Raw genomic sequence first — 22585 nt, forward strand, 5'->3', positions numbered from 1 at the left:
AAGTGAGGGAGCGCGGATGAGCGGGCCGAGCCGTCCCGGGGACGTCCTGGTCGTCGACGACGACGACGCGGTGCGCCGCTCGCTCGACCGTGGGCTCAGGCTGAACGGCTTCCGGGTCCGCACCGCCGACGGCGGCCGGGCCGCGCTCGCCGCGATCGAGCAGAGCCCGCCCGATGTGCTCGTCCTGGATGTGTCCATGCCCGGCATGAGCGGCATCGAGGTGTGCCGGACGCTGCGGGAGGCGGGGCACGACCTGCCCGTCCTGATGCTGTCGGCGCTCGACGAGACCGCCGACCGGATCGCCGGGCTCCAGGCGGGCGGCGACGACTACCTGGTCAAACCGTTCGCGCTGCAGGAGCTGGTGCTGCGCCTGCACGCCCTGCTGCGCCGCCGCCCGCCCGCCCCGCACGACGTGGTCCGCGCGTGCGGCCTCGTCATCGACCCGGCGGCCCGCACCGCGGAGCGCGACGGCCGCCGCCTCGACCTCACCCGGCGCGAGTACGAACTCCTCGAAGTCCTGGCCCGCAACGCCGGCGTCGTCCTCAGCCGCGACCAGCTGCTCGAACGCGTCTGGGGGTACGACTTCGACGTACGCACCGACGCCGTGGACACCTTCGTCAGCTATCTGCGCCGCAAGCTGGAGGCGGACGGCGCGCCCCGGCTCGTCCACACCGTGCGGGGCGTCGGCTTCGTCCTGCGGGAGCAGCCGTGAAGCTCTCCACCCGGATCGCGCTCGCCGTCGGCGTCACCGTCCCGCTCCTGGTCCTCACCTGCGGCTGGCTGCTGACCACCCTGGTCGCCCGCGATCTGCACCGCGAGGAGGACAGCCACCTGCGGACCCGGGCCACCGCGATCGCCCAGGACGCCCGCACCCTGCTGCGGGCCGCCGCCAACAATCAGCCGACCGCCGAGGAGAACCGTCAACGCAGGCTGTTCAACGCCGCGTTGGACGTCGGCGTACGGCTCATCGGGCCCGACGGCACGTTCAGCGGCGGCCCCCAGCCCGACGCGTCGGTCGAGCTGCCCGCGGCGGGGAAGAACCCGGTGACGATCCGCGGTGGGGGCCGCAGCTGGCGGGCGTACGCGATGCCGGTCAAGGGGGCGCAGGTCTCCGGCACCCTGTGGGTGTTCGCGCCGGATACCGCGAGCCGTGCCCAGCTCGCCCTGGTCCGCAACCGCGTCGTCACCACCGCGCTGCTCGCGGCCCCGCTGTCCGCCCTGCTCGCCTGGGCCATCGCGAGCGGCGCGACCCGCCCGCTGCGCCGGCTGCGCAAGGCGGCCGCAGGGCTCGACCCCCGCACGACCTCGGTACGCCTGGAACACCGGCCCACCCGCGTCGCCGAGGTCGACGACCTGGCCGCCACCCTCCAGACCGTCCTGGCCCGCTACGACGAGCAGGCCGCACGCACCGCGCAGGCCCTCGACACAGCGCGCTCCTTCTCCGCGGCCGCATCGCACGAGATGCGCAACCCGCTGATGAGCATGGGCACCAACCTCGACGTCCTGGCCCACCCTCGACTCCCCGACGCCGACCGCGCCGAGGTCATCGAGGATCTGCGCCGCGAGCACGCGCGGCTGCTCGGCATGCTGGTGGCGCTGCGCGAACTGGGGCGCGGCGATCTGGTCGAGGCCGACGCGTTCCGGGTGCTCGACGTGGCGGAGGTCGCCGACGCCGCCGTCGCCGAGGCCCGCCGGCGCGCCCCGGACGCCGTGATCACGCTGACCGCGGGGCCCGCTCCCGTGCACGGCTGGGAGCCGGGCATCCGGATCCTGCTCGACAACCTCCTCGGCAACGCGCTGGCGCACGGAAGGGATGCTCAGGGCCGGGCCGAGATCGCGGTCGCCGTCGGGATCGAGGGCGGCCGGGTGCTGGTCACCGTCGACGACCGGGGCCCGGGCATCGCCCCCGCCGACCGCCAGGAAGTGTTCCGCCGCTTCCACCGGGGGCCCGCCAGCACCGGCTCCGGGCTCGGCCTGACCCTGGTCGCCCAGCAGGCGGCGCTGCACGGCGGCTCCGTGGAACTCGGCGAGGGGCCGGGCGGCACGGGCACCCGGTGCACGGTCGGGCTGCCCGCGGGGGGCCCGCCCCGGGAGGGCGAACTCCCCGCCCGGCGGGACTGGTTGACGGTCACCGCCGAGCGATCACAGAGTTCCCACAAAGAGCCTTCCTAGCCTCCGGGGCGTACCGGAAACCTGTCCATCAGGGAGGCAGCAGTCATGCGCAACGCCATCTTCAACCGCCGCCGGGTCGCGGCGGCGGCCCTCGCCGCGACGGCCGTACTGACCGTCACCGCGCCCAGCGCCTTCGCGGACTCCACGCCCTCGCAGGCCGCCACGGCGAAGGCCCCCACGGGCGACGGAGCCAAGGGCATCTGCAAGCGCGAGCCCAAGACCGAGAAGCGCATCGAGCGCGCCCTGAACCGGCTGGGCGGGGGAGCCGACACGCTGGGTTCCGTGGCCCGGCTCCAGCAGCGGGTGGACAACGCGAAGAAGGAGGGCCACACCGCGATCGCCACCTACCTCGACCACAAACTCACCTACCGCAAGGGCTTGGTGACGACCCTTCAGCAGCGTCAGAAGGACCTCAAGGACGTGGCGTCCTGGTGCGCGTCCAACAACAACGGGACCAAGTGATGCGGCGCCGGGGCCTGCCGCTCGCCATGGCGGCCGCGGCCCTGACGGCCGCGCTCGCCACGGGCTGCGCCCACTCGCACTCCGAGTCCGGGTCCTCTTCCGGCACGGAGCAGCAGATGGAGAAGAAGGTGAGCGACGCGGAGTCGTCCGCCGCGGCGGCGGACGCGGACACCGAGGCAGACCGCTAACCCGACCCCCTGGGGCTCCGCCCCGGACCCCGTTCGCGCCTGAAGGGCGCTCGTCCTCAATCTCCCCCAAGGCCTTAAGGGCCAGGGGGGACCCCCATGACGGGCTGAAATGCCCCGATGCCGGCCAGCACCAGTACTGCTGGGGGCGCGGGGAACTGCGCGAGCACCACGCACGGTCCGCAGCCGAGAGCGGGTTCAGGGGCGCGGGGAACTGCGCAAAAGGCCCCCGGGAGCCACCCCGAGTTACCTCTCACCCCCCGGGACCCACAGCACATCCCCCACCTCCTTGTTCGCCGTGCGGGCCAGGATGAACAGGAGGTCGGAGAGGCGGTTCAGGTAGGTCGCCGTGAGGGTGTTCATGACGTCGCCGTGCACCTCCAACGCCGCCCACGTCGAGCGCTCCGCGCGGCGCACCACCGTGCACGCCTGGTGCAGCAGCGCCGCGCCGGGGGTGCCGCCCGGAAGGATGAAGCTGCGCAGCTTCTCCAAGTCCTCCAGGAAGCGGTCGCAGTCCGCCTCCAGCTTGTCGACGTAGGACTGCTCGACCCGCAGCGGTGGGTACTGCGGGTTCTCGACGACCGGCGTGGCGAGATCCGCGCCCACGTCGAACAGGTCGTTCTGGACCCGGACGAGCACCTTCACGACCTCCTCGGGAAGCTGCCCGAGCGCGATGGCCGTGCCGATCACGGCATTGGCCTCATTGGCGTCGGCGTACGCCGAGATCCGCAGATCGGTCTTGGCGGTCCGGCTCATGTCGCCGAGGGCGGTCGTGCCCTGGTCGCCGGTGCGGGTGTAGATGCGCGTCAGATTGACCATGCGGCCAGAGTAGTTACGCTCCGGCCGTCCGGAAGACGCGTGTGCCCACCGTCACGGCGAGCACCGCGAAACCGACCGCCACCAGGACCCCGTACAGCATGGCCGTGGTGGCGTACGAGCCGAGGTACGCGGCGCGCACCGCGTCCACCAGGTAGCGGAACGGCATGAAGTGGGACAGCACGTTCAGCCAGGTGGGCGCGAGCGCCATCGGCAGCATCAGGCCGGACAGCAGCATCGACGGCATGGCGATGGAGTTGATCGCCGGGCCGAACCCCTGCGGGGTGCGCACCTTCATGGCCAGCGCGTACGACAGCGAGGCCAGGGACAGCGTGAGCAGCGCCACGAAGGCGAAGCCGATGAGGATGCCGGCGAGCGGCGCGCGCAGGCCCATCGCCAGGGCGGCGAGCACGAGAAGCACCGCCTGGAAGACGAACAGCGCGGAATCCCGCAGGACCCGGCCGAGCAGCAGGGCCAGGCGTGAGACGGGGGTGACGCGCATGCGCTCCACGACGCCCCAGCCGTTCTCGATGATGATCGAGAAACCCGCGAACGAGGCGCCGAACAGACCGAGTTGGAGCAGCAGCCCCGGGACGAGGACCTGCCAGGAACTGCCGCCCGAGCCCAGTGGCAGGCGGGTCAGAAGCGGTCCGAAGAAGAGCAGGTAGAGCAGCGGCATCAGCACGCCGAAGAGGATCTGGAACTTCGAGCGCAGGGTCTGGCGGGCGTACCTGCCGAAGATCAGCGCGGTGTCGGAGAGTAGCGGTGAGGCGGTCATGGGGAGTCCTAGACGGCTACGGGGGTGGATTCCTGCGGCGCGGCGCTGCGCCCGGTGATGGCGAGGAAGGCGTCCTGGAGCGAGGCGTCGGGGCCGCCCGCGTATCGGGTCTTGAGGTCGGTGGGGGTGCCCTCGGCCACGATCACGCCCTTGTCGACGATCACGAGCCGGTCGGCCAGCGCGTCGGCCTCGTCCAGGTAGTGGGTGGTGAGGAAGACCGTGGTGCCGTGGTCGGCGCGGATCCTTCGGACCAGGTCCCACAGATCGGCGCGGCTGCCCGGGTCGAGGCCGGTGGTCGGCTCGTCCAGGAAGAGGACCTGAGGCCGGTGCATCAGGCCCATCGCGATGTCGAGCCGCCGCCGCTGGCCGCCGGAGAGTGTCGCGGTCTTGCGTTCAAGGAGCTCGTCGAGGCCGAGGTCCGCCGCCAACTTTCTTGCGCGCAGGGCGGCTTGGGACTTGGTGAGCCGGTAGAGGCGGCCCTGGGTGACCAGTTCCTCGCGTACGGAGATGTTCGGGTCGACGCCGCCGGACTGGGCCACGTAACCGCAGGACTGACGCACGGCCGCGGGGTCACGGAGCAGGTCGTGGCCCGCCACGGTCGCGGCGCCGCCGGTCGGCGGGAGCAGCGTGGTGAGCATCCGCAGCGTGGTGGTCTTGCCCGCGCCGTTGGGGCCGAGGAAGCCGAGGATCTCGCCGGCCCGCACCGTCAGGTCGATGCCGCGCACCGCCTCGACCGGGCCGGCCTTGCTCTGGAAGGTCCGGGCGAGCCCGGCCGTACTGATGATTGCCATGCGTCAAGAAAAACAGAGGCACTTAAATTTTGCAATGGCTCCAAAATTTAAGAGAGTGCAGAGCATCGCCTACGCTGGGGCCATGGCAGAAGGACTCAGGGAGCGGAAGAAGCGCGAGACCAGGCAGCGGATCTCGGACCTGGCCACCGGGCTCTTCATGGAGCGCGGCTTCGAGGCGGTGACGATCGCCGAGATCGCCGAGGTGGCCGACGTCTCCGTGAACACCGTCTACAACTACTTCCCCGCCAAGGAGGACCTGTTCCTCGACCGCAGCCGGGGCATCGTCGATCGGCTCTCGCGCTGGGTGCGCGGTCGCGACGACGGGGAGTCGGCCGCCGAGGCGGTCCTGCGCGAACTGCGCGCCGAAGTCGAATCGGTCTCGCCCCGGGTCGGTCTGATGGAGGGCTACAGCCGGTTCATGGCCGTCATCCACGACTCGCCCGCGCTCAAGGCCCGGCTGTGGGCGGTGGGCCAGGAGGTCCTGGACAACCTGGACGCGACCCTGCGTGAGGAGGTCGGCGCGCCGCCCGGGGAGGCGCTGCCCTCACTGGTCGCGGGTCAGATCAACTGGGTCCACCAGACGGCGATGGCCGCCATCGGCCGCGAGATGATGGCCGGACGCGACCCCAAGGCGGTCTCCCGCGAGGTGCTCGTCCTGATCGACGAGATGGAGGGGCTCCTGGGGGACAAGGTGCTCAACTACGCCGTACGGGGCGCCCGCTGAGACCCACCTCACGCCGTCCGGTGTGATGTCCGTCATCTGAGACGTGACGCGCATCTCTAAGCGCTCCCAGAAGGCCGCCCGGCCGATAGCCTCCGCCAAGAAGGCTTGGGTGGAAACCTGTTGGAGGGAAGTGTCGTGGCCAGGAAGCTCGCCGTCATCGGAGCCGGACTCATGGGGTCCGGTATCGCGCAGGTCTCGGCCCAGGCGGGCTGGGACGTCGTCCTGCGCGACGTCACCGACGAGGCCCTCACCCGGGGCACCGACGGCATCAAGGCCTCGTACGACCGGTTCGTGAGCAAGGGCAAGCTGGCCGCCGAGGACGCCGAGGCCGCGCTCGCCCGCATCACCACGACCACCGACCTGGACGCGGCCGCCGACGCCGACATCGTCGTCGAGGCCGTCTTCGAGAAGCTGGAGGTCAAGCACGAGATCTTCCGCACGCTCGACAAGATCGTGCGCGCGGACACCGTGCTCGCCTCCAACACCTCCGCCATCCCGATCACCAAGATCGCGGCGGCGACCGAGCACCCCGAGCGGGTCGTCGGCGTCCACTTCTTCTCGCCCGTCCCGATGATGCAGCTCTGCGAGCTGGTGCGCGGCTACAAGACCAGCGACGAAACCCTGGCCGCCGCACGGGAGTTCGCCGAGTCGGTCGGCAAGACCTGCATCGTCGTCAACCGCGACGTGGCCGGCTTCGTGACCACCCGCCTCATCTCGGCGCTCGTCGTCGAGGCGGCCAAGCTGTACGAGTCGGGCGTGGCCACCGCCGAGGACATCGACCTCGCCTGCAAGCTGGGCTTCGGCCACGCGATGGGCCCGCTCGCCACCGCCGACCTCACAGGCGTCGACATCCTGCTGCACGCCACCAGCAACATCTACACGGAGTCCCAGGACGAGAAGTTCGCCCCGCCGGAGCTGATGCGCCGGATGGTGGACGCGGGTGACATCGGTCGCAAGAGCGGGCAGGGCTTCTACAAGCACTGAACCGCCGACAGCCCGGGGCCTCACTCCAAGGGGTGAATTAGGTATCGGTTCGCTCACGGGCGGCAACTTCTGCGCCCGTGGGGCAGTCAGTTGTTGAGTCGGTTGTCGGAAAGCCAGAGCACTCTCGGGAGCGCATATGCACATCAGGGGCGACCACGTCGAGCTGGTCGTCGGGGGCCGCCTCGACGTCCGCAGCGCGGCGGACGCCCGTACGGCCCTGCACTCGGCGGTCGACGACGGGGCCGGAGACCTCGTGCTCGACCTCACCGAACTGGATTCGTGGGACGCGACCGGACTCGGCGTGATCATGGGGGCCCACCGCCGGGCCGGGCGGTGCGGCCGGCGCCTCGTGCTGCGCGGCGTACCGCCCCAGATGCAGCGCCTCCTGGTCGCCACCCGACTGCACCGCATCCTCGCGATCGAGGGCGGCATCGCCGCCGAGGCCCTGCCCCGCGTGTAGAGGGTCGGGAGTTGTCGTGACAGGAGTGCGGGAAACGGACTCCGCGCCCAATCCTCACGAGACTGTGACGTCTTGGGCGGGGCGGCACCCCGCCTGTTCGTAGATACTGTCCGGAGGTCTAGGGTTCGGCTTCCCGCCGATCGACGAACCCACACGGCGGGCACCGGACCAGAAGCGACAGCGAAGAGCGAAGTGCGTAAGGGCCGGGAGGGGCATTCCTTACGCACCACGCATCTGGGGGGCTTTCACCATGGACCCGATGAACCGGGGACCGGAAGAGTTCAACCATGCCGACGACACGGTCGGCGTTGCGGGCGCACACGCGGAACCGGGCGCCGGACCGCAGCGCCCGCCGCGCGACAGGGAGCCCGGTACTCCCGAGTTCGGACCGCGCGCGGCAGGACTCGCCCGCACCGTCCAGCTCGTCTCGGGCGACTTCCTGCTGACGGTCAATCCGGTCGACGGCAGCGAGATCGAGAACTGCCCGCCGGGCGCGATACCGGGCCGCGCGGTCCGGCGCAGCGCCGCCGAGCGGGCCGAGGGAGAGAGGGCCGCCCGGCCGCCGCTGCCACCCGGCCTGATGACACCGACCCCCGCCCTCCTCGAACGGCAGGAGGAGCGCGGCAGGCTCGTCCGCCTGCTCGGCCGCGGCCGCTCCGTGCGGCTCACCGGGCCCGCGGGCTCCGGGCGCAGCGCCCTGCTCGACGCCGTCGCCGCCGACTGCGCCGAGCTCGCCCCCGACGGCGTCGTACGCCTCTCGGGCCACCGCCGCACCCCGACCGAGCTGCTCCACGAGCTGTACGCCACGGTGTTCCACGCGCCCCTGCACCGCCTCGACAAGGCCGCGCTCCTGGAGCGGGTCCACGAGATCGGCGCCGTCGTCGTGCTCGACGACCTCGAATTCGGCGGGGCCACCCTCGAAGAACTGCTCATGGCCACGCCCGAGTGCGCCTATGTCCTGGCCGCGACCCCCGACGTACCCGCGCCGCAGTCCGACTCGCACGTCGAAGAGGTCTTCCTGTCCGGCCTCGGCCGCAGCGCCTCGCTCGAACTGCTTGAGCGGGCCGTCGACCGGGCGCTGACCGACGAGGAGGCCAACTGGGCGGGCGACCTCTGGTTCGAGTCCGAGGGCCTGCCGCTGCGCTTCGTCCAGGCCGGCGCCCTGCTGCGCCAGCGCGACCACCTGAGAGGCGAGCCCAACTCCCTCGACCCGTACGGCTTTCCGCTGGACGAGCCCGCAGAGGCCTCGGTGTTCTCGGGCGAGGGCCGCGAGATACCGCTGCCCACGCTCGGCGAGGGCGCGGCCCCCGCGGCGCTGCTCGCGTCCCGGCTGAGCGAGGCCGCCCGGGACACCCTGCGATTCGCGGTCGCACTCGGTGGCGAGGTGCCGCACCAGGCACACCTGCCGGCCCTGGTCGGCGACACCCACGCGGACGCCGCCCTCGGCGAACTCCTCGACAGCGGACTCCTGTCGCCGGTCGGCTCCCGCTACCGGCTCGCGGCGGGCGTCCTCACCCAGCTGGAGAGCACCGGGTACGCCGCCGACGCGGCCGAGCGGGCCCACGCCGCGGCCCAGCACTACACCTGGTGGACCGGGCACCCCTCGGTCACCCCCGAACGGGCCGCCACCGAAGCGGACGCGGTCCTCGCCTCGATGAGCGCGCTCGTACCCGGCGACCAGAGCGAACACGCCGCCACCGCGGTCAAACTGGCCCGCACCGCCGCGCCCGCCTTCGCCGCGGGACTGCACTGGGGCGCCTGGGAGCGGACGCTCCGGGTCGGGTCCGAGGCGGCCCGGCTGACCGGCGAGGTGGCCGAAGAGGCGTACTTCCACCACGAGTTGGGCGTCCTCGCGCTCTGCAACGGCGGCCTGGACCGGGCCCGCGCCGAGCTGGAGGCCTCCATCGGGCTGCGCGGCGCGCTCGCCGACAAGCGCGGCACCGTCGCCGGCCGCCGGGCGCTCGCCCTGGTCGAGGACCGCTCCGGCGGGCTGCCGCTGCCCGGCGGACGCACCCCCGCAGAGGCGCCCGCGCCCCGTCACGAGGAGCCCAAGACGCCTTCCGCGGCCGTTTCCCCGGTCGCGGCGGTGACCGCCCAACTCCCGGACCCCGGCGCCACGTTGATCACCCGGCGGGACACTCCCGTCGGCGCCGCCATGCCGAAGGCGCGGCGCACGCTGTTCGGCGGCGCCAGGCGCAACCTCGTCGCGGCCGGCGCCGGCGCGCTGCTCGCCGCGGTGCTCGGCACGGTCGTCACGCTGGGCGCGACCTCCAGCAACAACGACGACGGCCAGGGTGATCACGTCAAGCAGCAGCAGTCGGCCAACGAGGACGACGGCAGCGGCGGCCTGAACGCCGACCCCAACAACCCGGACAGCAGCGCCAAGCCGGGCGGCCACAAGGGCGGCGGCCCCGCGAGCCCCAGCAAGCCCGGCGCCAGCAGCAAGCCCGGCGCCTCCGGGCAGCCGGTCCCGGGCACCAGCGGCAGCCCGAGCACACCGAGCAACCCGTCGACCGGCCCGTCCAAGTCGTCGACGCCGGGCAAGCCCACAACCTCGGGCAAGCCGTCGCACTCGCCGACACCCAGCTCGTCGCCGAGCAAGCCCAGCACGTCGCCGACGCCCACGTCTTCGGGGTCGATCACTCCGCCGCCGCCGAGCAGCGGGGGCAGCAGCCCGCCACCCTCCACCAAGCCGCCGCCTCCGAGCACGGCCTCCAAGCCCCCGACGTCGAGCGCGCCGGCCAGCTCCAAGCCGCCGACGACGTCAACCGGTCCCACCAAGAGCGCCCCGGCCGACACCCGGCCCGCGTGAGAGCCCGTAGCAACGTACGAGACGTACGACACGAAGAAGGGGCCCGCAGCACTCTGCGGGCCCCTTCTCGTACGTGGCGGAACTACCGGATCGCCGGATCAGAACAGCCGGAGCTTGTCGTCCTCGATGCCGCGCAGGGCGTCGTAGTCGAGCACCACGCAGCCGATGCCGCGGTCGGTGGCGAGCACGCGGGCCTGGGGCTTGATCTCCTGGGCCGCGAAGACGCCCTGGACCGGGGCGAGGTGCGGGTCGCGGTTGAGCAGCTCCAGATAGCGGGTCAGCTGCTCCACGCCGTCGATCTCGCCGCGGCGCTTGATCTCGATCGCGACGGTCTTGCCGTCACCGTCGCGACACAGGATGTCCACCGGGCCGATGGCCGTGGGGTATTCGCGGCGAATCAGGGTGTATCCCTCACCGAGTGTCTCGATCCGGTCCGCGAGCAGCTCCTGGAGGTGCGCTTCCACGCCGTCCTTGATCAGGCCAGGGTCCACGCCGAGTTCGTGGGAGGAGTCATGGATGACCTCCTCCATCGTGATGATGAGCTTCTCGCCCGCCTTGTTGATGACGGTCCAGACGCCCTCGTCGTCCCCCGAGCCCTCCTTGAGGGTGCACGGCGGAGACATCCAGTTGAGGGGCTTGTAGGCCCGGTCGTCAGCGTGGATGGAGACGCTGCCGTCCGCCTTCACCAGGATGAGACGGGGGGCGGAGGGCAGGTGGGCGGTGAGCCGGCCCGCGTAGTCGACGGAGCAGCGGGCGATGACGAGACGCATGGTCGGCAACGCTACTCGAATCCCCCCGCCGAACGCGATTCGCCCAGGAGTGCACTGTTCGTTATTGGCCGGTTATGTGCCAAGTACCTGCCATGGGCCGGACATCGCGCCTACCGTGGAAGCGGGAGGTTGTCGGCCGCGCACGCTGTGTTGTCGGGAGAAACGGCCGTCATGCTTCCTTTCCCTGCCCGTAAGGCCCCGCTCCCCGGGGTCGCGAGAGGAGAAACCATGTCGCTCGACGTCTCACCGGCCCTACTCGAACAGGCCGAGCGAGGCGAGGTCGACGAAGCCGCCTTCGTCGACTGCGTCCGGACCTCCCTGCCCTACGCGTGGGAGATGATCAGCTCTCTGGTGGCCCAGCTGAAGGTCGACGGCGGAGCGTTCGCCGACAACCAGACGCCTCCGCCGGACGAGCAGGCCCGCGGCCAGCTGCTGCGTGCCCTGGCGAGTGACGCCATACGCGGTGCGCTCCAGCGGCACTTCGGTGTCCGTCTGGCGTTCCAGAACTGCCACCGTGTCGCGGTGTTCCCTCTGGACCCCTCATCCGATGAGCGGCTCGCCCGCTTCACCTCGATCAGGGGTCAACTGCTCAACCAGTCTCCGGAGCTTCGGGACTGCTGACGTCTTCGCTGCCGCTCCGCGTCGCGGGAGGTGCAACTGACGCGGGGCGGTGGCCACTTGGGCCACGGTGGCCCTCATACGCTGGTGGCCCTCATACGCTAGCTCAGCAGCGGCAGCACCTCCGCGCCAAGGCGCCGTACGTTCTCCTCCGTCGCGGCCAGGTCGCCCGAGCCCTCCACCAGCAGGGCGAAGCGGGTGATGCCCGTGCGCTCGGACGTGGCGGCCAGCCGGTCCGCGGCCAGGCGGGGGGTGCCCACCGGGTGCAGTCCGCAGAGGAGTTCGGTGTACGCCACGGGGTCGCGCATCGCGCGCTCACGGCCGTCGACCGTCACATGGGCGTCAAGCCCCTGCTTCAGCCAGCCCGGCATCGACTTCAGCAGGGTCTCGGCGGCTCCGGCCCGCCGGTCGGCGATCTGGGCGACGCCGGCCGACACGTGGCCCGCGGCCGCGATCTTCTCCGGCGGGTGGCCCGCCGCTGTCGCCTCCCGGCGCCACAGCGCGACCATCTCGGCCTTCTCCTCGTCGCCGCAGTGCATCCCGAGCAGCATCGGCAGCCCGCGGTCCGCGGCCAGCTTCACGCTCCTCGGCGACGTACAGGCCACGATCACCTCGGGGCAGGCGTCGTCGGGACCGCCGTCCAGGATCTCGTCGGGCCGCGGCACGACCGGGACCTCCCGGAAGGCGAATCGTTCCCCCTCGCCGGCCACGCGGGGCTCGCGCAGCCAGTGCAGGAGCAGGTCGAGCGATTCCGGGAAGCCCTGCTCGTACGCCTTGAGGCCCGAGCCGAACACCTCCAGGTCGACCCAGGGCCCGCCGCGCCCCACGCCGAGCGAGAACCGCCCGCCGGAGGTGAGGTGCAGCAGCGCGGCCTGTTCGCCGACCGCCACGGGGTGTGCGGTCGGCAGCACGGTGACCGCGGTGCCGACCCTGATCCGCTGCGTACGCCCGAGCAGTAACGCCGCCAGCGTCACGGCCGACGGGCAGACGCCGTACGGTACGAAGTGGTGTTCGGCCAGCCACACCGAGTCGAGCCCGGATTCCTCGGCCACCTCGGCGGACCTGACCGCACGATGGAGCGTTTCTCCCTGCCCCTGGCCCGGGAACTGGGCTGCCAGTACAAAAGTGCCCACACGCATCGCCTTCTGCCTCCTTGCGGCCGACGCGGCTCTCCCCCTCTTACTGGCAAGAACGTCTGACAAGTGCCAAAGGCACGGCCAGGCGCCAACTTCTTGCGATTGTCCGCTAAGAGTCCCTCTAACGGGTGACTCTGGCACGCCCTGCCCGAGCGGGTACCCGTCGTGCGTGGGCCTAGGCTGGGGAGAACCGTCCGACCCGCCCCGTGAGGTGTTCACGTGTCCCCGCGCCGCAACCGCCCCAAGGGCGGCGAGAAGCCGACCGCGTCCGAGAACCGGACGGAGGGCGGCGACCGCTTCGGGCTCCAGGGCACCGAGTCCTGGCAGGGCGAGGAGTGGTCGGTCCGGCATGTGGCGGGGGCCAGTGCCGCAGGCAAGCGGTACCGCTGCCCCGGCTGTGACCAGGAGATCCCCTCGGGCGCCCCGCACCTGGTGGCCTGGCCCGAGTACGCGGGCGTCGACGAGCGCCGCCACTGGCACAAGGCCTGCTGGAACGCGAAGGACCGCCGCACCACGCGGGTGCAGCGGTCCAGGAACGCGCCGAGGTACTGAAGGCCCTCGGGCGGGGTGCCGAACGCCCTTATACGTCGCGGGAGTTGAGCGACAGGAACGCGCCGCCGAGGGCGACCGCGGTGACCCCCGTGATGATCCACAGCGGGTCCCAGCCGCTCGGCCCGGAGTCCGAGATCGATGCTCCGTAGAAGGCGCTGAGCTGGCTCGGGATCGAGTACTCCAGGAGGAAGTTCCGCACGCCCTCCAGCGACGGGGTGAACATGAACAGGGCGAGCACCAGCGGGAGCAGCACCAGGCCGATCATGATCGTGATCGAGCCCGCGGAGTGCCGGATGAGCGCGCCCACCGCGAGGGACAGCAGCCCGAGCATCGCGACGTAGAGGCCGACACCGACGGTGGCGCGCAGCCACTCGCCGCCGCTCGGCGTCGCCGCGTCCGGCAGCAGGGCGCTCTGGATGGCCGCGACCAGCGTCGTCATGGCCGTCACGATCACGAAGGCGAGCAGGAAGAAGACGACCGACTTGGCGGCGAGGATCCGGCCCCGGCTGGGGCAGGCCGTCAGGGTCGTGCGGATCATGCCGGTGCCGTACTCGGACGCGATGGTCAGCACGCCGAGGGTGATCACGCAGATCGTGCCGAGCAGCACTCCGTAGAAGCCGAGCAGCAGGACCGAGTTGTCGCCCATGTGCGCGTCGCTGGACCGCACGACGATGCCGGCGAGCAGACCGAGGCCGAGGAGGAGCACGATCAGCACGCCCAGTGTCCACATGGTGGAACGCACCGACCGGATCTTGGTCCACTCGGAGGCGAGCGCGTCGGCGAAGGTGGCCCGCCGCACGGCGATCGGTGAGGTGTACGTGCCGAGCGGCCCGCCCGGTGCCTGCTGCGGGTGCGGCTGCTGCTGGTAGGGGGTGGTCATCGGGCGTCCTCGGGCTTGATCGGGGCGGCAGGCGCGGCCGGGGCCTGTGGAACCGGGGGAGCGGCGGGCGGCTGCGGCTGCTGGGCCTGGGCCGGCTGCTGCTGGACCGGGACCTGCTGGGGCGCCGCCGCGTACGGGTTCTGGCCGGGCGGCGGCGGGGCGTACCAGCCCTGCTGCGGCACCTCGGGGATGACCGGCGGCGGCGCGTACCCGGGCGGCATGGCGGGCTGCAGGCCCGCCTTCTGGTCGGCCGTCGAGCGGTAGTCGACCGCACCCTGTGTCATGCGCATGTACGCCTCCTCAAGAGAGGCCTGGTGCGGGGACAGCTCCCACAGCCGTACGTCCGCCTCGTGGGCGACGTCGCTGATGCGGGGCAGGGCGAGGCCGGTCACGCGCAGCGCGCCGTCCGGTTCGGGCAGCACCTGGCCGCCCGCCTCGGTCAGCGCCGAGGTCAGCTTCTCGCGCTGGGCGGGGTCCGTGGCGGGCGTCCGCACCCGGGCGAAGTCCGCGGAGTTGTGCGAGATGAAGTCGGTGATCCGCATGTCCGCGAGCAGCTGGCCGCGGCCGATCACTATGAGGTGGTCGGCGGTCAGCGCCATCTCGCTCATCAGGTGCGAGGACACGAACACGGTGCGGCCCTCGGCGGCGAGCTGCTTCATCAGGTTGCGCACCCACAGGATGCCCTCGGGGTCGAGCCCGTTGACCGGCTCGTCGAAGAGCAGCACCTGCGGGTCGCCGAGCAGCGCCGCGGCGATGCCCAGCCGCTGGCCCATGCCGAGCGAGAACCCCTTGGAGCGCCGCTTGGCCACCTCCTGGAGGCCGACCACGCCGAGCACCTCGTCGACCCGGCGGGCCGGGATGCCGGACAGCTGGGCGAGCGAGAGCAGGTGGTTGCGGGCGCTGCGGCCCCCGTGCACGGCCTTGGCGTCGAGCAGCGCGCCGACCTGGCGCGGGGCGTTGGGCAGGCTGCGGAAGGGGTGGCCGCCGATGGTCACATGGCCGGCGGTCGGCTGGTCGAGGCCGAGGATCATGCGCATGGTCGTGGACTTGCCGGAGCCGTTGGGCCCCAGGAACCCGGTGACCGCGCCAGGTCGCACCTGAAAGGAAAGGTTGTGCACGGCCGTCTTGGCGCCGTAGCGCTTCGTCAGGCCGACTGCCTCGATCATTCTCCAGCCCCATCGACGGTTTGGGTCGTCGGGGCGGTGTCCGGCGTACGGCCGGCATGCCCCCGTATGAGTGAGGAGCTTATCCAGGCCTTGACGGTTCCGGCTAAGTCGTCATGTCCGTACCGCGCGGTTCAGGCGTCCCGTGTCCGCAGGACGAGACAGCCGCCCGCCAGCGCCGCGATCACCCACAGGACCATGATGCCCAGGCCGCCCCAGGGCCCGTACGGCGCCGGATCGCTGTTCATGGCGTCCGGGACCACCTGCATGATCTGCGAGCCGGCCCGGTCGGGGAAGTAGCGGGCCACGTTCTTGGCGCCCGGCACGGCCGACAGGATCTGCGAGATCAGGAAGAAGAACGGCATCAGGATGCCCAGCGACAGCATCGAGCTGCGCAGCATCGTGGCGACGCCCATCGAGAACAGCGCGATCAGCGCCATGTAGAGCCCGGCGCCGACGACCGCCCGCAGCACGTTGGGCTCGCCGATCGTGGTCCTGTGCGGGCCGAGCAGCGCCTGGCCGAGGAAGAACGACAGAAAGCTGGTCGCCATGCCCACGACGAGGGCGAGCAGCGTCGCCACGGTCAGCTTGGCGAACAGGAACATGCCCCGCCGCGGCACCGCCGCCAGCGAGGAGCGGATCATGCCCGAGCTGTACTCCGTGCCGACGACCAGGACGCCGAAGACGACCATCGCCAGCTGACCGAGGATCATCCCGGAGAAGCTGATGAACGTCGGGTCGAAGGTCAGCTTCTCGGCCGGCTTGAGGTCGTCGAACTGCGACTTCATCAGGGCGCACAGGGCCGCGCTGATCGCGACCGTGACGATCAGGGCGCAGGCCAGCGTCCAGGTCGTGGAGGAGACCGTACGGATCTTGGTCCACTCGGACTTGAGGACCGCGGGTACCGACGCCATGGCTCACACCCCCCGGCCCTGGCCGTGTGCGCCCCAGTTCGGCGCCTGCTGCCAGGAGCCCCGGCCGGGCGGCGGGGGAGGCCCGCCGGGGGTGGTGGCGCCGTGTGCGTGGTATTCCACCGAACCCGCTGTCATCTGCATGAACGCCTCTTCGAGGGAGGCCTGCTGGCCCGACAGTTCGTGCAGCACTATTCGGTGCTGGGCGGCCAGTTCGCCGAGCGCCTCGATCTTGCCGTTGTCGACTTCGATGGCGCCGTCGCGGGTCTCAAGGTAGGGGATGTGGGCCCGCTGAAGGGCGTCGAGGAGGCGTTCCCACTGCGGGGAACGCAGCCTGACGAAACTCCGGGAGTTCTCCCGGATGAAATCGGCCATCGATGTATCGGCGAGCAGTCGGCCCTGCCCGATAACGATCAAGTGATCCGCGGTGAGCGCCATTTCGCTCATCAGGTGAGACGAAACGAAGATCGTTCGCCCTTCGCCCGCGAGCTGCTTCATGAGATTGCGGATCCAGTGAATTCCCTCGGGGTCCAGACCATTGACGGGTTCGTCGAACATCAGGATCTCGGGGTCGCCGAGCAGCGCGGAAGCGATTCCAAGGCGCTGCCCCATGCCCAGCGAGAAGCCCTTCGTCTTCTTCTTCGCCACCGCGGAGAGCCCGACCGTGTCGAGCACCTCCGAGACCCGCGCGGCCGGAATCCGGTTGGACTCGGCCAGACACAGCAGGTTGTTGTACGCGGTGCGGCCGCCGTGCATCGCCTTGGCGTCGAGCAGCGCCCCGATGTACTTCAGCGGCTCGGCCAGCTCGCGGTAGTGCTTGCCGTCGATGCGTACGGTCCCACTGGTCGGGTTGTCCAGATCGAGCAGCATGCGCATGGTCGTCGACTTGCCGGCCCCGTTGGGTCCCAGGAAGCCGGTCACCACACCGGGTCTGACCTGGAAGGACAGGTGATCGACGGCGACCTTGCTGCCGTAGCGCTTGGTGAGGCCCTCTAGCTCGATCATGCGACCACGCTAAATGCGGACAAAGCCCCCTGCCACTGGAGTGACAGGGGGCTTCAGGACCTTCGACCGCAGCCCACGGGGGACGGGCTGGGGGGACTAGCGGCCCTGCTGCGCCGGGACGCCGCGCGAGACGGGCTCGTCGTCGACCGGGGAACCGGCGGCGGCCACGGCCGCACCGGTCAGCGTCGCCAGCATCTCGCGGACGTTGGTCAGCTGCGCGTTGATCGAGTCGCGGCGGTTGGTGAGCGCCGCCAGCTCCCGCTCGGATTCCGAACGGATGCGGTCCGCCTTGGCGTTGGCGTCGGCCACGATGTCCTCGGCCTGGCGCTGGGCGGTCTCCACCGTCTGGCGCGCCCGGCGCTCCGCGTCCGTACGCAGCTTCTCGGCCTCCAGGCGGAGCTGCTCCGCGCGGTGCTCGATCTCCGCGAGGCGCTTCTCGGCCTTGGCCTGACGCGACGCCAGGTCACGCTCGGACTGCTCGCGGCGCTTGGCGAGGTTCGTCTCGAAGTCCGCGGCGGCCTGGGCGGCCTTGGCGCGGGTCTCCTCGAAGAGCGCGTCCGCCTCCTCGCGCTTGGACTGCGCGTCCTTCTGCGCCTCGGAACGGAGCTGAGAGGCGTCACCCTTCGCCTTCTCGACGATCCGTACGCCCTCGTCCTCGGCCTTCGCCTTGCGCTCGGAGGCGAACGATTCGGCGTCGTTGCGCACCTGCTGAGCGGCCGACTCGGCGAGTTCCCGGTGCTGTTCGGCGGCCCGGCGGGCCTCCTCGCGCAGATCCTTCGCCTCTTCCTCGGCGAGCCGCAGGATCTTTTCGACACGCGCACCCAGACCCGCGTACGACGGCTCCGCGTCGTTCACCTGAGCCTGGGCGTTCTGCGTTTCGAGGTGGAGCTCCTCGATGCGCTTTTCCAGAGAAGTGATCCGTGCCAGAGCACTGTCACGGTCGGCGACGAGCTTGGTAATGCGGTCATCCACCTGACCGCGGTCGTAACCACGCCGCACGAGCTCGAAGCCGAAGGGGGAGGAAGTGTCGCTCATGGGGTTCCTGTCGAATGAGACCGGTGAGGTGATAGGGGGAATCCTAGGGGCCCAAGCGGCGTGTCATCGAGCGGATGCCCGTTTGATCTGGAGAATGTCCAGTCTTTTGAGTGGCTAGCCGTCGGAAGACTTGCCACTCGAACGAGTTGACCCAGCCGCGGCACCCGCCTTGACACCTGCGGAGGAACCGCCGCCGGAGGCCGACTTGCCGCCGGCGGTCGGCGCCTCGAATGACTCCAATGCCTCAAGTACGTCCTGGACGCGGGAGATCTCGGCGTTGATGTCCTGACGCCGCCGCACCAGGACGTCGAGTTCGCGCTTGCCCTCCTCGACCGTGCGGCGCGCCTCGGCGGCCGCCTCGTCGCGCAGCGCGGTGGCCTCGCGGATCAGCTCGGCCTTCTTGGTCTCGGCCTCCTTGAGCAGCGCCTCCGCCTTCTTCACGGCGGCGATACGGACCTTGCCCGCCTCGGAGTTGGCGTCCGAGACCAGCGCCTTGGACTTGGCCTCGGCCTCGGCGGCCTGCTCGGTGGCGGCCTTCACCAGCTTGTCGACGCGCTCGCCCGCCGACTTCATCTGCTCGGCGCTCTCGCGGCGGGCCCGCTCGTGCAGCTCCTCGATCTCCGCCTCGGTACGCGAGCGCACCTCCTCGGTGCGTTCCCTTATGGCGGTGGCGTCCGCGCGCGCACCGGCGAGCAGCTCGTCGGCGTCCGTACGGGCCTTCTCCACCAGGGAGTTGCCCTCGACCGTCGACTCCGCGACGATCCGCTCGGCCTCCTTGCGGGCCGCGCCGACCATCGTGTCGGCCTGCTCCTCGGCCTCGGTGGCGGCGCGCAGCGCCTCCTCCTGGGCCTTGTTGATGAGCTGGTCGGCCTGCTCGGCCGCGTCCGCGCGCCGCTTGGCGGCCGCGGTGCGGGCCTCGTCGAGCAGCCGGTCCGCCTCCTCGCGGGCCTCGGTACGCGTCTTCTCCGCGGCCTGTTCGGCGCGGGCCTTGTTCTTCTCGGCCTCGGCCCGGATCCGCTCGGCGGCCTGCTGGGCGGAGCCCACCGTGTCGGCGGCCTCGGCACGCAGCCGCTCGGCCTCGCTGCTCGCTTCCGCGATGAGCTGGTCGGCCTGGGCGGCCGCGTCCGTACGCCGCTTGTCGGCGGCCCGGCGTGCCTCGTCGAGGATCCGGTCGGCCTCGGCACGGGCCTCGTTCACGGTCTGCTCGGCCTCGGCGTTGGCCGCGCCCAGCGTGGAACCCGCATCCGCGCGCGCCTCGGTGGTGACCAACTCGGCATACGCGTTGGCCTCGTTGGTGGTGCGCTCGGCATCCGCCTCGGCCTTGCTGGTGACCCGCTCGGCCTGCTCGCGCGCGGCCGTGGTGACCTGCTCGGCCTCGGCCAGGGCCGCGGAGGTGACCCGGTCGGCCTCCTCGCGGGCCTCGGCGCGCAGCGCGTCGGCCTCGGCCTGGCCCTCGACCCGTACCTGCTGGGCCTCGGTGGTGAGCCGCTCCGCCTCGGCGGTCGACTCGGCGGCGAGCCGCTCGGCCTCCGCCGTCGCCTCGGTGACCAGGCGGTCGGCCTGGCTCGCGGCGTCGGAGCGGATCCGGTTGGCGTCCTCGCGGGCCTCGGCCCGGGTGCGGGCCGCGTCCTGCTCGGACGAGGCGAGCGCGTCGGAGGCCTCGGTGCGCATGCGCTGCGCGTACTCGGAGGCGTCCGAACGGGCCTTCTCCGCCTCGGCCATGGCGTCCGCGACGGTCCGCTCGGCCAGCGCCTTGGCGGCCTCGGACTCCTCCTGGGCACGGGCGCGGACCCGGCCCGCGTCCTCGCTCGCCCGCTCCCGCTCGGCGTGCGCGTCGGCGCGGACCCGGTCCGCCTCCTCCTGCGCCTCGGTCGTCGTGCGCTGCGCCGCGTGCTCGGCCGCGCTGCGCAGACCCGCGATCTCCTGCTCGGCCTCCTCGCGGAGCCCGGACACCGAATCCCGTACGTCCTTGGCGGTCTGCTCGGCCGCCGACACCAGCTCGGTGGCGCGCCGGTCGGCCTCCTCGCCGAGCCGCTGCGCCTCGGCCTGCGCCTCCTCGACCCGCTTGCGGGCCGAGGCGAGGAGCTCCTCGCTCTGCTCACGGGCCTGGGCGCGCTCCGAATCGGCTTCGGAACGGGCCGAGTTGAGCGTTTCCTCTGCCTCGCGGCGGCGCCGGGTGGCCTCTTCCTGGGCCGCGGCGAGCGCCTCGGCGGCCTCGGCGCCGACCCGCTCGGCGGCGGCCGCGGCCTCCGCGCGCATCCGGTCGGCACTCTCCTGCGCCTCGGACTTGAGCCGCTCGGCCTCCGCGGACGCCTCGGCGCGCAGCCGGGCCGCCGCGTTCTCCGCCTCGGAACGGGCGGTCGACGCATCGGAAGCGGCCTCGGTGCGCAGCCGCTCGGCCTCCTGCTCGGCCTGCGCCTGGAGCGTACGGATGCGCTCGGCGGCCTCGGTGCGGATCCGCTCGGTCTCCTCGGCGGCCTCGCGCCGGATCCGCTCGCCCTCGGCGCGGGCGTCGGTGAGGGCCTGCTCGGCGGCGGCGTGGCGCTGCTCGGCCTCGGTGTGCAGCCGGGCCAGTTCCTCGGCGGCCTCGGCCTGACGGGCCGCTATCGCCCGCTCGGTCTCCTCGCGCAGCTCAACTGCCGCCCGCTCGGCGTCCGTCGTGGTCTGCTCGGCCTGCTCCTCGGCCTCCGCGCGCATCCGCTCGGCCTCGGCGCGGGTGCGCTCCAGGGTCTCCTCGGCCTGCTTGCGCAGCGTATTGGCCCGCTCGACGGCTTCGTTGCGTACGCGCTCGGACTCGTTGCCCGCGGTCGTGCGCAGCTCGTCCGCGTCCGCCTTCGCCTTGGCGAGGAGCTCCTCGGCGGTCTTGGCCGCCTCCTCGATCTGCTGGACGGCCTCGCGGCGCGCCTCGCCCCGGATCCGCTCGCCCTCGGCGACCGCCTCGGCGCGCAGCTGCTCGGCCTCGCCGCGCAGCCGGCGAGCCTCCTCCTGGAGCTCGACCGTCTTGGCCCGGTACTCCTTGGTGTCGTCCTTGGCCGCGCCCTTGAGCTCGTCGGCCTGCTCGGCCGCCTCGCCGCGCAGCCGCTCCGCCTCGGCCTCCGCCTCGCGCCGGATGCGCTCGGCCTCCTCGGACGCCTTGCGGGTGGTCTCCTGGGCGTTCTCGGACGCCTTGGTGAGGACCTCCTCCGCGGTGCGCGCGGCTTTTGCGAGCTGGGCCGCGGTGTCCTCGGCGGCGCTGGTGCGCGCCGACTCGGCGGCCTCCGTGCGCAGCCGCTCGGCCTCCGCCTTCGCGTCCTCAAGAGCCTGCTCGGCCTCGGCCTTGAGGGCCTCGGACTCCTTGGTGGCCTCCGCCACGAGACGCGCGATCTCGGTCTTCGCGGTCCTGGTGCGCTGCTCGTTGGCGGACTCGGCGCTCGAAAGCTGCTTGGCCGCGGCCTCCTTGGCCTCGGTGACGGTCCGTTCGGCCTCGGCGCGCGCCTCGCGCAGCGCGGCCTCCGCCTCCTGCATCCGCTGCTCGGCGGCGCGGCTCAGCTCGGCCGCCTGCTGGCGCGCCTGGTCGGACTCGGCGGTGGTGGTCGTGCGCAGCTGCTCGGCGTGGGAGGTGGCCTCCTGGGCCTGCGTGGAGGCCGCGTTCAGGAGCCGCTCGGCGTCCTTGCGGGCGCGCAGCAGCGTGGCCTCGGCCTCGGCGCGGGCCGACTCGGCCTCGGCGCCGAGCCGTTGACGGGCCTCCTCCGCGATACGGGTGGCCTCCGCGCGGGCCGCCGCGAGCGCCTGCTCGGCCTCGGCGCGGGACTCCTCCATGAGCCGGCGGGCCTGCGACTCGGTGCGGGCGCGCAGTTGTTCTGCCCACGCCACGTTCTCGTTGACGTGCGACTCGACGGTGGCCCGGCGCTCGGCCAGCTCCTGGTCCAGGCGCTGGCGGCGGTTGACGGCCTCGGCGTGCAGCTCGGCCTGGAGGCGCGCCTGGTGCTCGGCGTGCTCCTGGAGGATGCGCTGGGTCTGGGCGCGGGCGTCGCGCAGCTCGCGCTCGGCGTCCGTACGCAACTGCTCGGCCTGCAGCTGGGCGTTGCGGAGCAGCTGTTCGGCCTGGTAGCCGACGTTCGCCGCGTCGTAGGCGGGACGGGTCGCGAGATTGCGGCGCGCCTCGTGGAGCTTGGCGCGCAGCACTTCGACCTGGTAGCCGAGATCCTCGGCGTGCTGAACGGCCTTCTCCCGCTCGGTCTTCAGCCGCTCCATCTCGGCCTCGAACCGCGAGAGGTGGTCGTCAGGCCGGTGGCTCTGGCTCTCCTGGCGTTCGTAGCCCCGCACTGCGCGGTCCCATCCGTCCCCTGGTC

Annotated in this window: 21 protein-coding genes; 10 read left to right on the plus strand and 11 right to left on the minus strand. The window is 71.9% G+C overall.

Annotated features, from left to right (window positions below; translation table 11 throughout):
- Positions 1-16: 16 nt before the first annotated feature.
- Genes ACWC2B_RS33185 through ACWC2B_RS33200 form a run of 4 tightly spaced genes read left to right on the plus strand, consistent with a single transcriptional unit; the run spans position 17 to position 2822 of the window.
- Positions 17-712 carry a response regulator transcription factor gene (locus ACWC2B_RS33185; RefSeq protein WP_450723197.1) on the plus strand — a complete coding sequence of 232 codons (696 nt, stop codon included), beginning with the start codon at positions 17-19 and terminating at the stop codon, positions 710-712.
- Positions 709-2172, plus strand: a complete 1464-nt coding sequence (locus tag ACWC2B_RS33190; RefSeq protein ID WP_450723199.1) for a sensor histidine kinase — start codon at positions 709-711, stop codon at positions 2170-2172. Before ACWC2B_RS33185 ends, ACWC2B_RS33190 begins: the two co-directional genes overlap by 4 nt.
- A gap of 45 nt (positions 2173-2217) precedes the next feature.
- Positions 2218-2634, plus strand: a complete 417-nt coding sequence (locus tag ACWC2B_RS33195) for a hypothetical protein (RefSeq protein ID WP_450723201.1) — start codon at positions 2218-2220, stop codon at positions 2632-2634.
- The gene (locus ACWC2B_RS33200) at positions 2634-2822 is read left to right on the plus strand and encodes a hypothetical protein (RefSeq protein ID WP_450723203.1); all 189 of its coding nucleotides are present in this window, start codon (positions 2634-2636) and stop codon (positions 2820-2822) included. The genes ACWC2B_RS33195 and ACWC2B_RS33200 overlap by 1 nt, the downstream gene beginning before the upstream one ends.
- Positions 2823-3065: 243 nt before the next feature.
- On the opposite strand, the gene ACWC2B_RS33205 is transcribed toward ACWC2B_RS33200, so the two are convergent.
- Genes ACWC2B_RS33205 through ACWC2B_RS33215 form a run of 3 tightly spaced genes read right to left on the minus strand, consistent with a single transcriptional unit; the run spans position 3066 to position 5204 of the window.
- Positions 3066-3638 carry a cob(I)yrinic acid a,c-diamide adenosyltransferase gene (locus tag ACWC2B_RS33205; RefSeq protein WP_450723205.1) on the minus strand — a complete coding sequence of 191 codons (573 nt, stop codon included), beginning with the start codon at positions 3636-3638 and terminating at the stop codon, positions 3066-3068.
- Positions 3639-3651: 13 nt separating this feature from the next.
- Positions 3652-4413: an ABC transporter permease gene (locus tag ACWC2B_RS33210; RefSeq protein WP_450723207.1), complete on the minus strand. Its 762-nt coding sequence runs from the start codon at positions 4411-4413 to the stop codon at positions 3652-3654.
- A gap of 8 nt (positions 4414-4421) precedes the next feature.
- The gene (locus ACWC2B_RS33215; protein WP_450723209.1) at positions 4422-5204 is read right to left on the minus strand and encodes an ABC transporter ATP-binding protein; all 783 of its coding nucleotides are present in this window, start codon (positions 5202-5204) and stop codon (positions 4422-4424) included.
- An 82-nt stretch (positions 5205-5286) separates the two neighbouring features.
- On the opposite strand from ACWC2B_RS33215, the gene ACWC2B_RS33220 reads away from it, so the two are divergent.
- From ACWC2B_RS33220 to ACWC2B_RS33235, 4 genes are all read left to right on the plus strand, one after another.
- On the plus strand, positions 5287-5928 hold the full coding sequence (locus ACWC2B_RS33220) for a TetR/AcrR family transcriptional regulator (protein WP_450723211.1): 642 nt from the start codon (positions 5287-5289) through the stop codon (positions 5926-5928).
- A gap of 135 nt (positions 5929-6063) precedes the next feature.
- Positions 6064-6912: a 3-hydroxyacyl-CoA dehydrogenase family protein gene (locus tag ACWC2B_RS33225; protein WP_450723213.1), complete on the plus strand. Its 849-nt coding sequence runs from the start codon at positions 6064-6066 to the stop codon at positions 6910-6912.
- Between the two features lie 136 nt (positions 6913-7048).
- Positions 7049-7372: an STAS domain-containing protein gene (locus tag ACWC2B_RS33230; RefSeq protein ID WP_114038189.1), complete on the plus strand. Its 324-nt coding sequence runs from the start codon at positions 7049-7051 to the stop codon at positions 7370-7372.
- A 250-nt stretch (positions 7373-7622) separates the two neighbouring features.
- Positions 7623-10184 (plus strand): ATP-binding protein, encoded by a 2562-nt coding sequence (locus ACWC2B_RS33235; protein WP_450723215.1) that lies wholly within the window; start codon positions 7623-7625, stop codon positions 10182-10184.
- A gap of 98 nt (positions 10185-10282) precedes the next feature.
- Here ACWC2B_RS33235 and nucS read toward each other — a convergent pair whose 3' ends face one another.
- Positions 10283-10954: an endonuclease NucS gene (gene nucS, locus ACWC2B_RS33240; RefSeq protein WP_189963708.1), complete on the minus strand. Its 672-nt coding sequence runs from the start codon at positions 10952-10954 to the stop codon at positions 10283-10285.
- 228 nt (positions 10955-11182) lie between these two features.
- Between nucS and ACWC2B_RS33245 the strand changes: the two genes are divergently transcribed.
- A complete protein-coding gene (locus ACWC2B_RS33245; RefSeq protein ID WP_100577461.1) occupies positions 11183-11575 on the plus strand; it encodes an SCO5389 family protein in 393 nt (130 codons plus the stop codon).
- A 98-nt stretch (positions 11576-11673) separates the two neighbouring features.
- On the opposite strand, the gene ACWC2B_RS33250 is transcribed toward ACWC2B_RS33245, so the two are convergent.
- Positions 11674-12711 carry an LLM class flavin-dependent oxidoreductase gene (locus tag ACWC2B_RS33250; protein ID WP_450723218.1) on the minus strand — a complete coding sequence of 346 codons (1038 nt, stop codon included), beginning with the start codon at positions 12709-12711 and terminating at the stop codon, positions 11674-11676.
- Between the two features lie 216 nt (positions 12712-12927).
- Here ACWC2B_RS33250 and ACWC2B_RS33255 point away from each other — a divergent pair, with 216 nt between their 5' ends.
- The gene (locus ACWC2B_RS33255) at positions 12928-13260 is read left to right on the plus strand and encodes an ATP/GTP-binding protein (protein ID WP_450723220.1); all 333 of its coding nucleotides are present in this window, start codon (positions 12928-12930) and stop codon (positions 13258-13260) included.
- 28 nt (positions 13261-13288) lie between these two features.
- Here the strand turns inward: ACWC2B_RS33255 and ACWC2B_RS33260 are convergent, their stop codons facing one another.
- From ACWC2B_RS33260 to scy, 6 genes are all read right to left on the minus strand, one after another.
- Positions 13289-14140 carry an ABC transporter permease gene (locus ACWC2B_RS33260; protein ID WP_450723222.1) on the minus strand — a complete coding sequence of 284 codons (852 nt, stop codon included), beginning with the start codon at positions 14138-14140 and terminating at the stop codon, positions 13289-13291.
- The gene (locus ACWC2B_RS33265) at positions 14137-15306 is read right to left on the minus strand and encodes an ABC transporter ATP-binding protein (RefSeq protein WP_450723224.1); all 1170 of its coding nucleotides are present in this window, start codon (positions 15304-15306) and stop codon (positions 14137-14139) included. The genes ACWC2B_RS33260 and ACWC2B_RS33265 overlap by 4 nt, the downstream gene beginning before the upstream one ends.
- A gap of 131 nt (positions 15307-15437) precedes the next feature.
- A complete protein-coding gene (locus ACWC2B_RS33270) occupies positions 15438-16217 on the minus strand; it encodes an ABC transporter permease (protein WP_450723226.1) in 780 nt (259 codons plus the stop codon).
- 3 nt (positions 16218-16220) lie between these two features.
- Positions 16221-17219, minus strand: a complete 999-nt coding sequence (locus ACWC2B_RS33275) for an ABC transporter ATP-binding protein (protein WP_450723228.1) — start codon at positions 17217-17219, stop codon at positions 16221-16223.
- A 96-nt stretch (positions 17220-17315) separates the two neighbouring features.
- Positions 17316-18254 (minus strand): cellulose-binding protein, encoded by a 939-nt coding sequence (locus ACWC2B_RS33280; protein ID WP_450723230.1) that lies wholly within the window; start codon positions 18252-18254, stop codon positions 17316-17318.
- A gap of 114 nt (positions 18255-18368) precedes the next feature.
- Complete coding sequence (gene scy / locus ACWC2B_RS33285; protein ID WP_450723232.1) at positions 18369-22559, minus strand: polarized growth protein Scy; 4191 nt, start codon at positions 22557-22559, stop codon at positions 18369-18371.
- Positions 22560-22585 lie beyond the last annotated feature (26 nt).

It is taken from the genome of Streptomyces sp. NPDC001415 (assembly GCF_053597395.1).

Coding starts and splice junctions, on each gene's coding strand:
- nucS (WP_189963708.1), bottom strand. CDS start 10,954: ATGCGTCTCGTCATCGCCCGCTGCTCCGTCGACTACGCGGGCCGGCTC.
- ACWC2B_RS33280 (WP_450723230.1), bottom strand. CDS start 18,254: ATGAGCGACACTTCCTCCCCCTTCGGCTTCGAGCTCGTGCGGCGTGGT.
- ACWC2B_RS33230 (WP_114038189.1), top strand. CDS start 7,049: ATGCACATCAGGGGCGACCACGTCGAGCTGGTCGTCGGGGGCCGCCTC.
- ACWC2B_RS33275 (WP_450723228.1), bottom strand. CDS start 17,219: ATGATCGAGCTAGAGGGCCTCACCAAGCGCTACGGCAGCAAGGTCGCC.
- ACWC2B_RS33260 (WP_450723222.1), bottom strand. CDS start 14,140: ATGACCACCCCCTACCAGCAGCAGCCGCACCCGCAGCAGGCACCGGGC.
- ACWC2B_RS33195 (WP_450723201.1), top strand. CDS start 2,218: ATGCGCAACGCCATCTTCAACCGCCGCCGGGTCGCGGCGGCGGCCCTC.
- ACWC2B_RS33270 (WP_450723226.1), bottom strand. CDS start 16,217: ATGGCGTCGGTACCCGCGGTCCTCAAGTCCGAGTGGACCAAGATCCGT.
- ACWC2B_RS33220 (WP_450723211.1), top strand. CDS start 5,287: ATGGCAGAAGGACTCAGGGAGCGGAAGAAGCGCGAGACCAGGCAGCGG.
- ACWC2B_RS33235 (WP_450723215.1), top strand. CDS start 7,623: ATGGACCCGATGAACCGGGGACCGGAAGAGTTCAACCATGCCGACGAC.
- ACWC2B_RS33265 (WP_450723224.1), bottom strand. CDS start 15,306: ATGATCGAGGCAGTCGGCCTGACGAAGCGCTACGGCGCCAAGACGGCC.
- ACWC2B_RS33185 (WP_450723197.1), top strand. CDS start 17: ATGAGCGGGCCGAGCCGTCCCGGGGACGTCCTGGTCGTCGACGACGAC.
- ACWC2B_RS33215 (WP_450723209.1), bottom strand. CDS start 5,204: ATGGCAATCATCAGTACGGCCGGGCTCGCCCGGACCTTCCAGAGCAAG.
- ACWC2B_RS33205 (WP_450723205.1), bottom strand. CDS start 3,638: ATGGTCAATCTGACGCGCATCTACACCCGCACCGGCGACCAGGGCACG.
- ACWC2B_RS33245 (WP_100577461.1), top strand. CDS start 11,183: ATGTCGCTCGACGTCTCACCGGCCCTACTCGAACAGGCCGAGCGAGGC.
- ACWC2B_RS33200 (WP_450723203.1), top strand. CDS start 2,634: ATGCGGCGCCGGGGCCTGCCGCTCGCCATGGCGGCCGCGGCCCTGACG.
- ACWC2B_RS33250 (WP_450723218.1), bottom strand. CDS start 12,711: ATGCGTGTGGGCACTTTTGTACTGGCAGCCCAGTTCCCGGGCCAGGGG.
- ACWC2B_RS33210 (WP_450723207.1), bottom strand. CDS start 4,413: ATGACCGCCTCACCGCTACTCTCCGACACCGCGCTGATCTTCGGCAGG.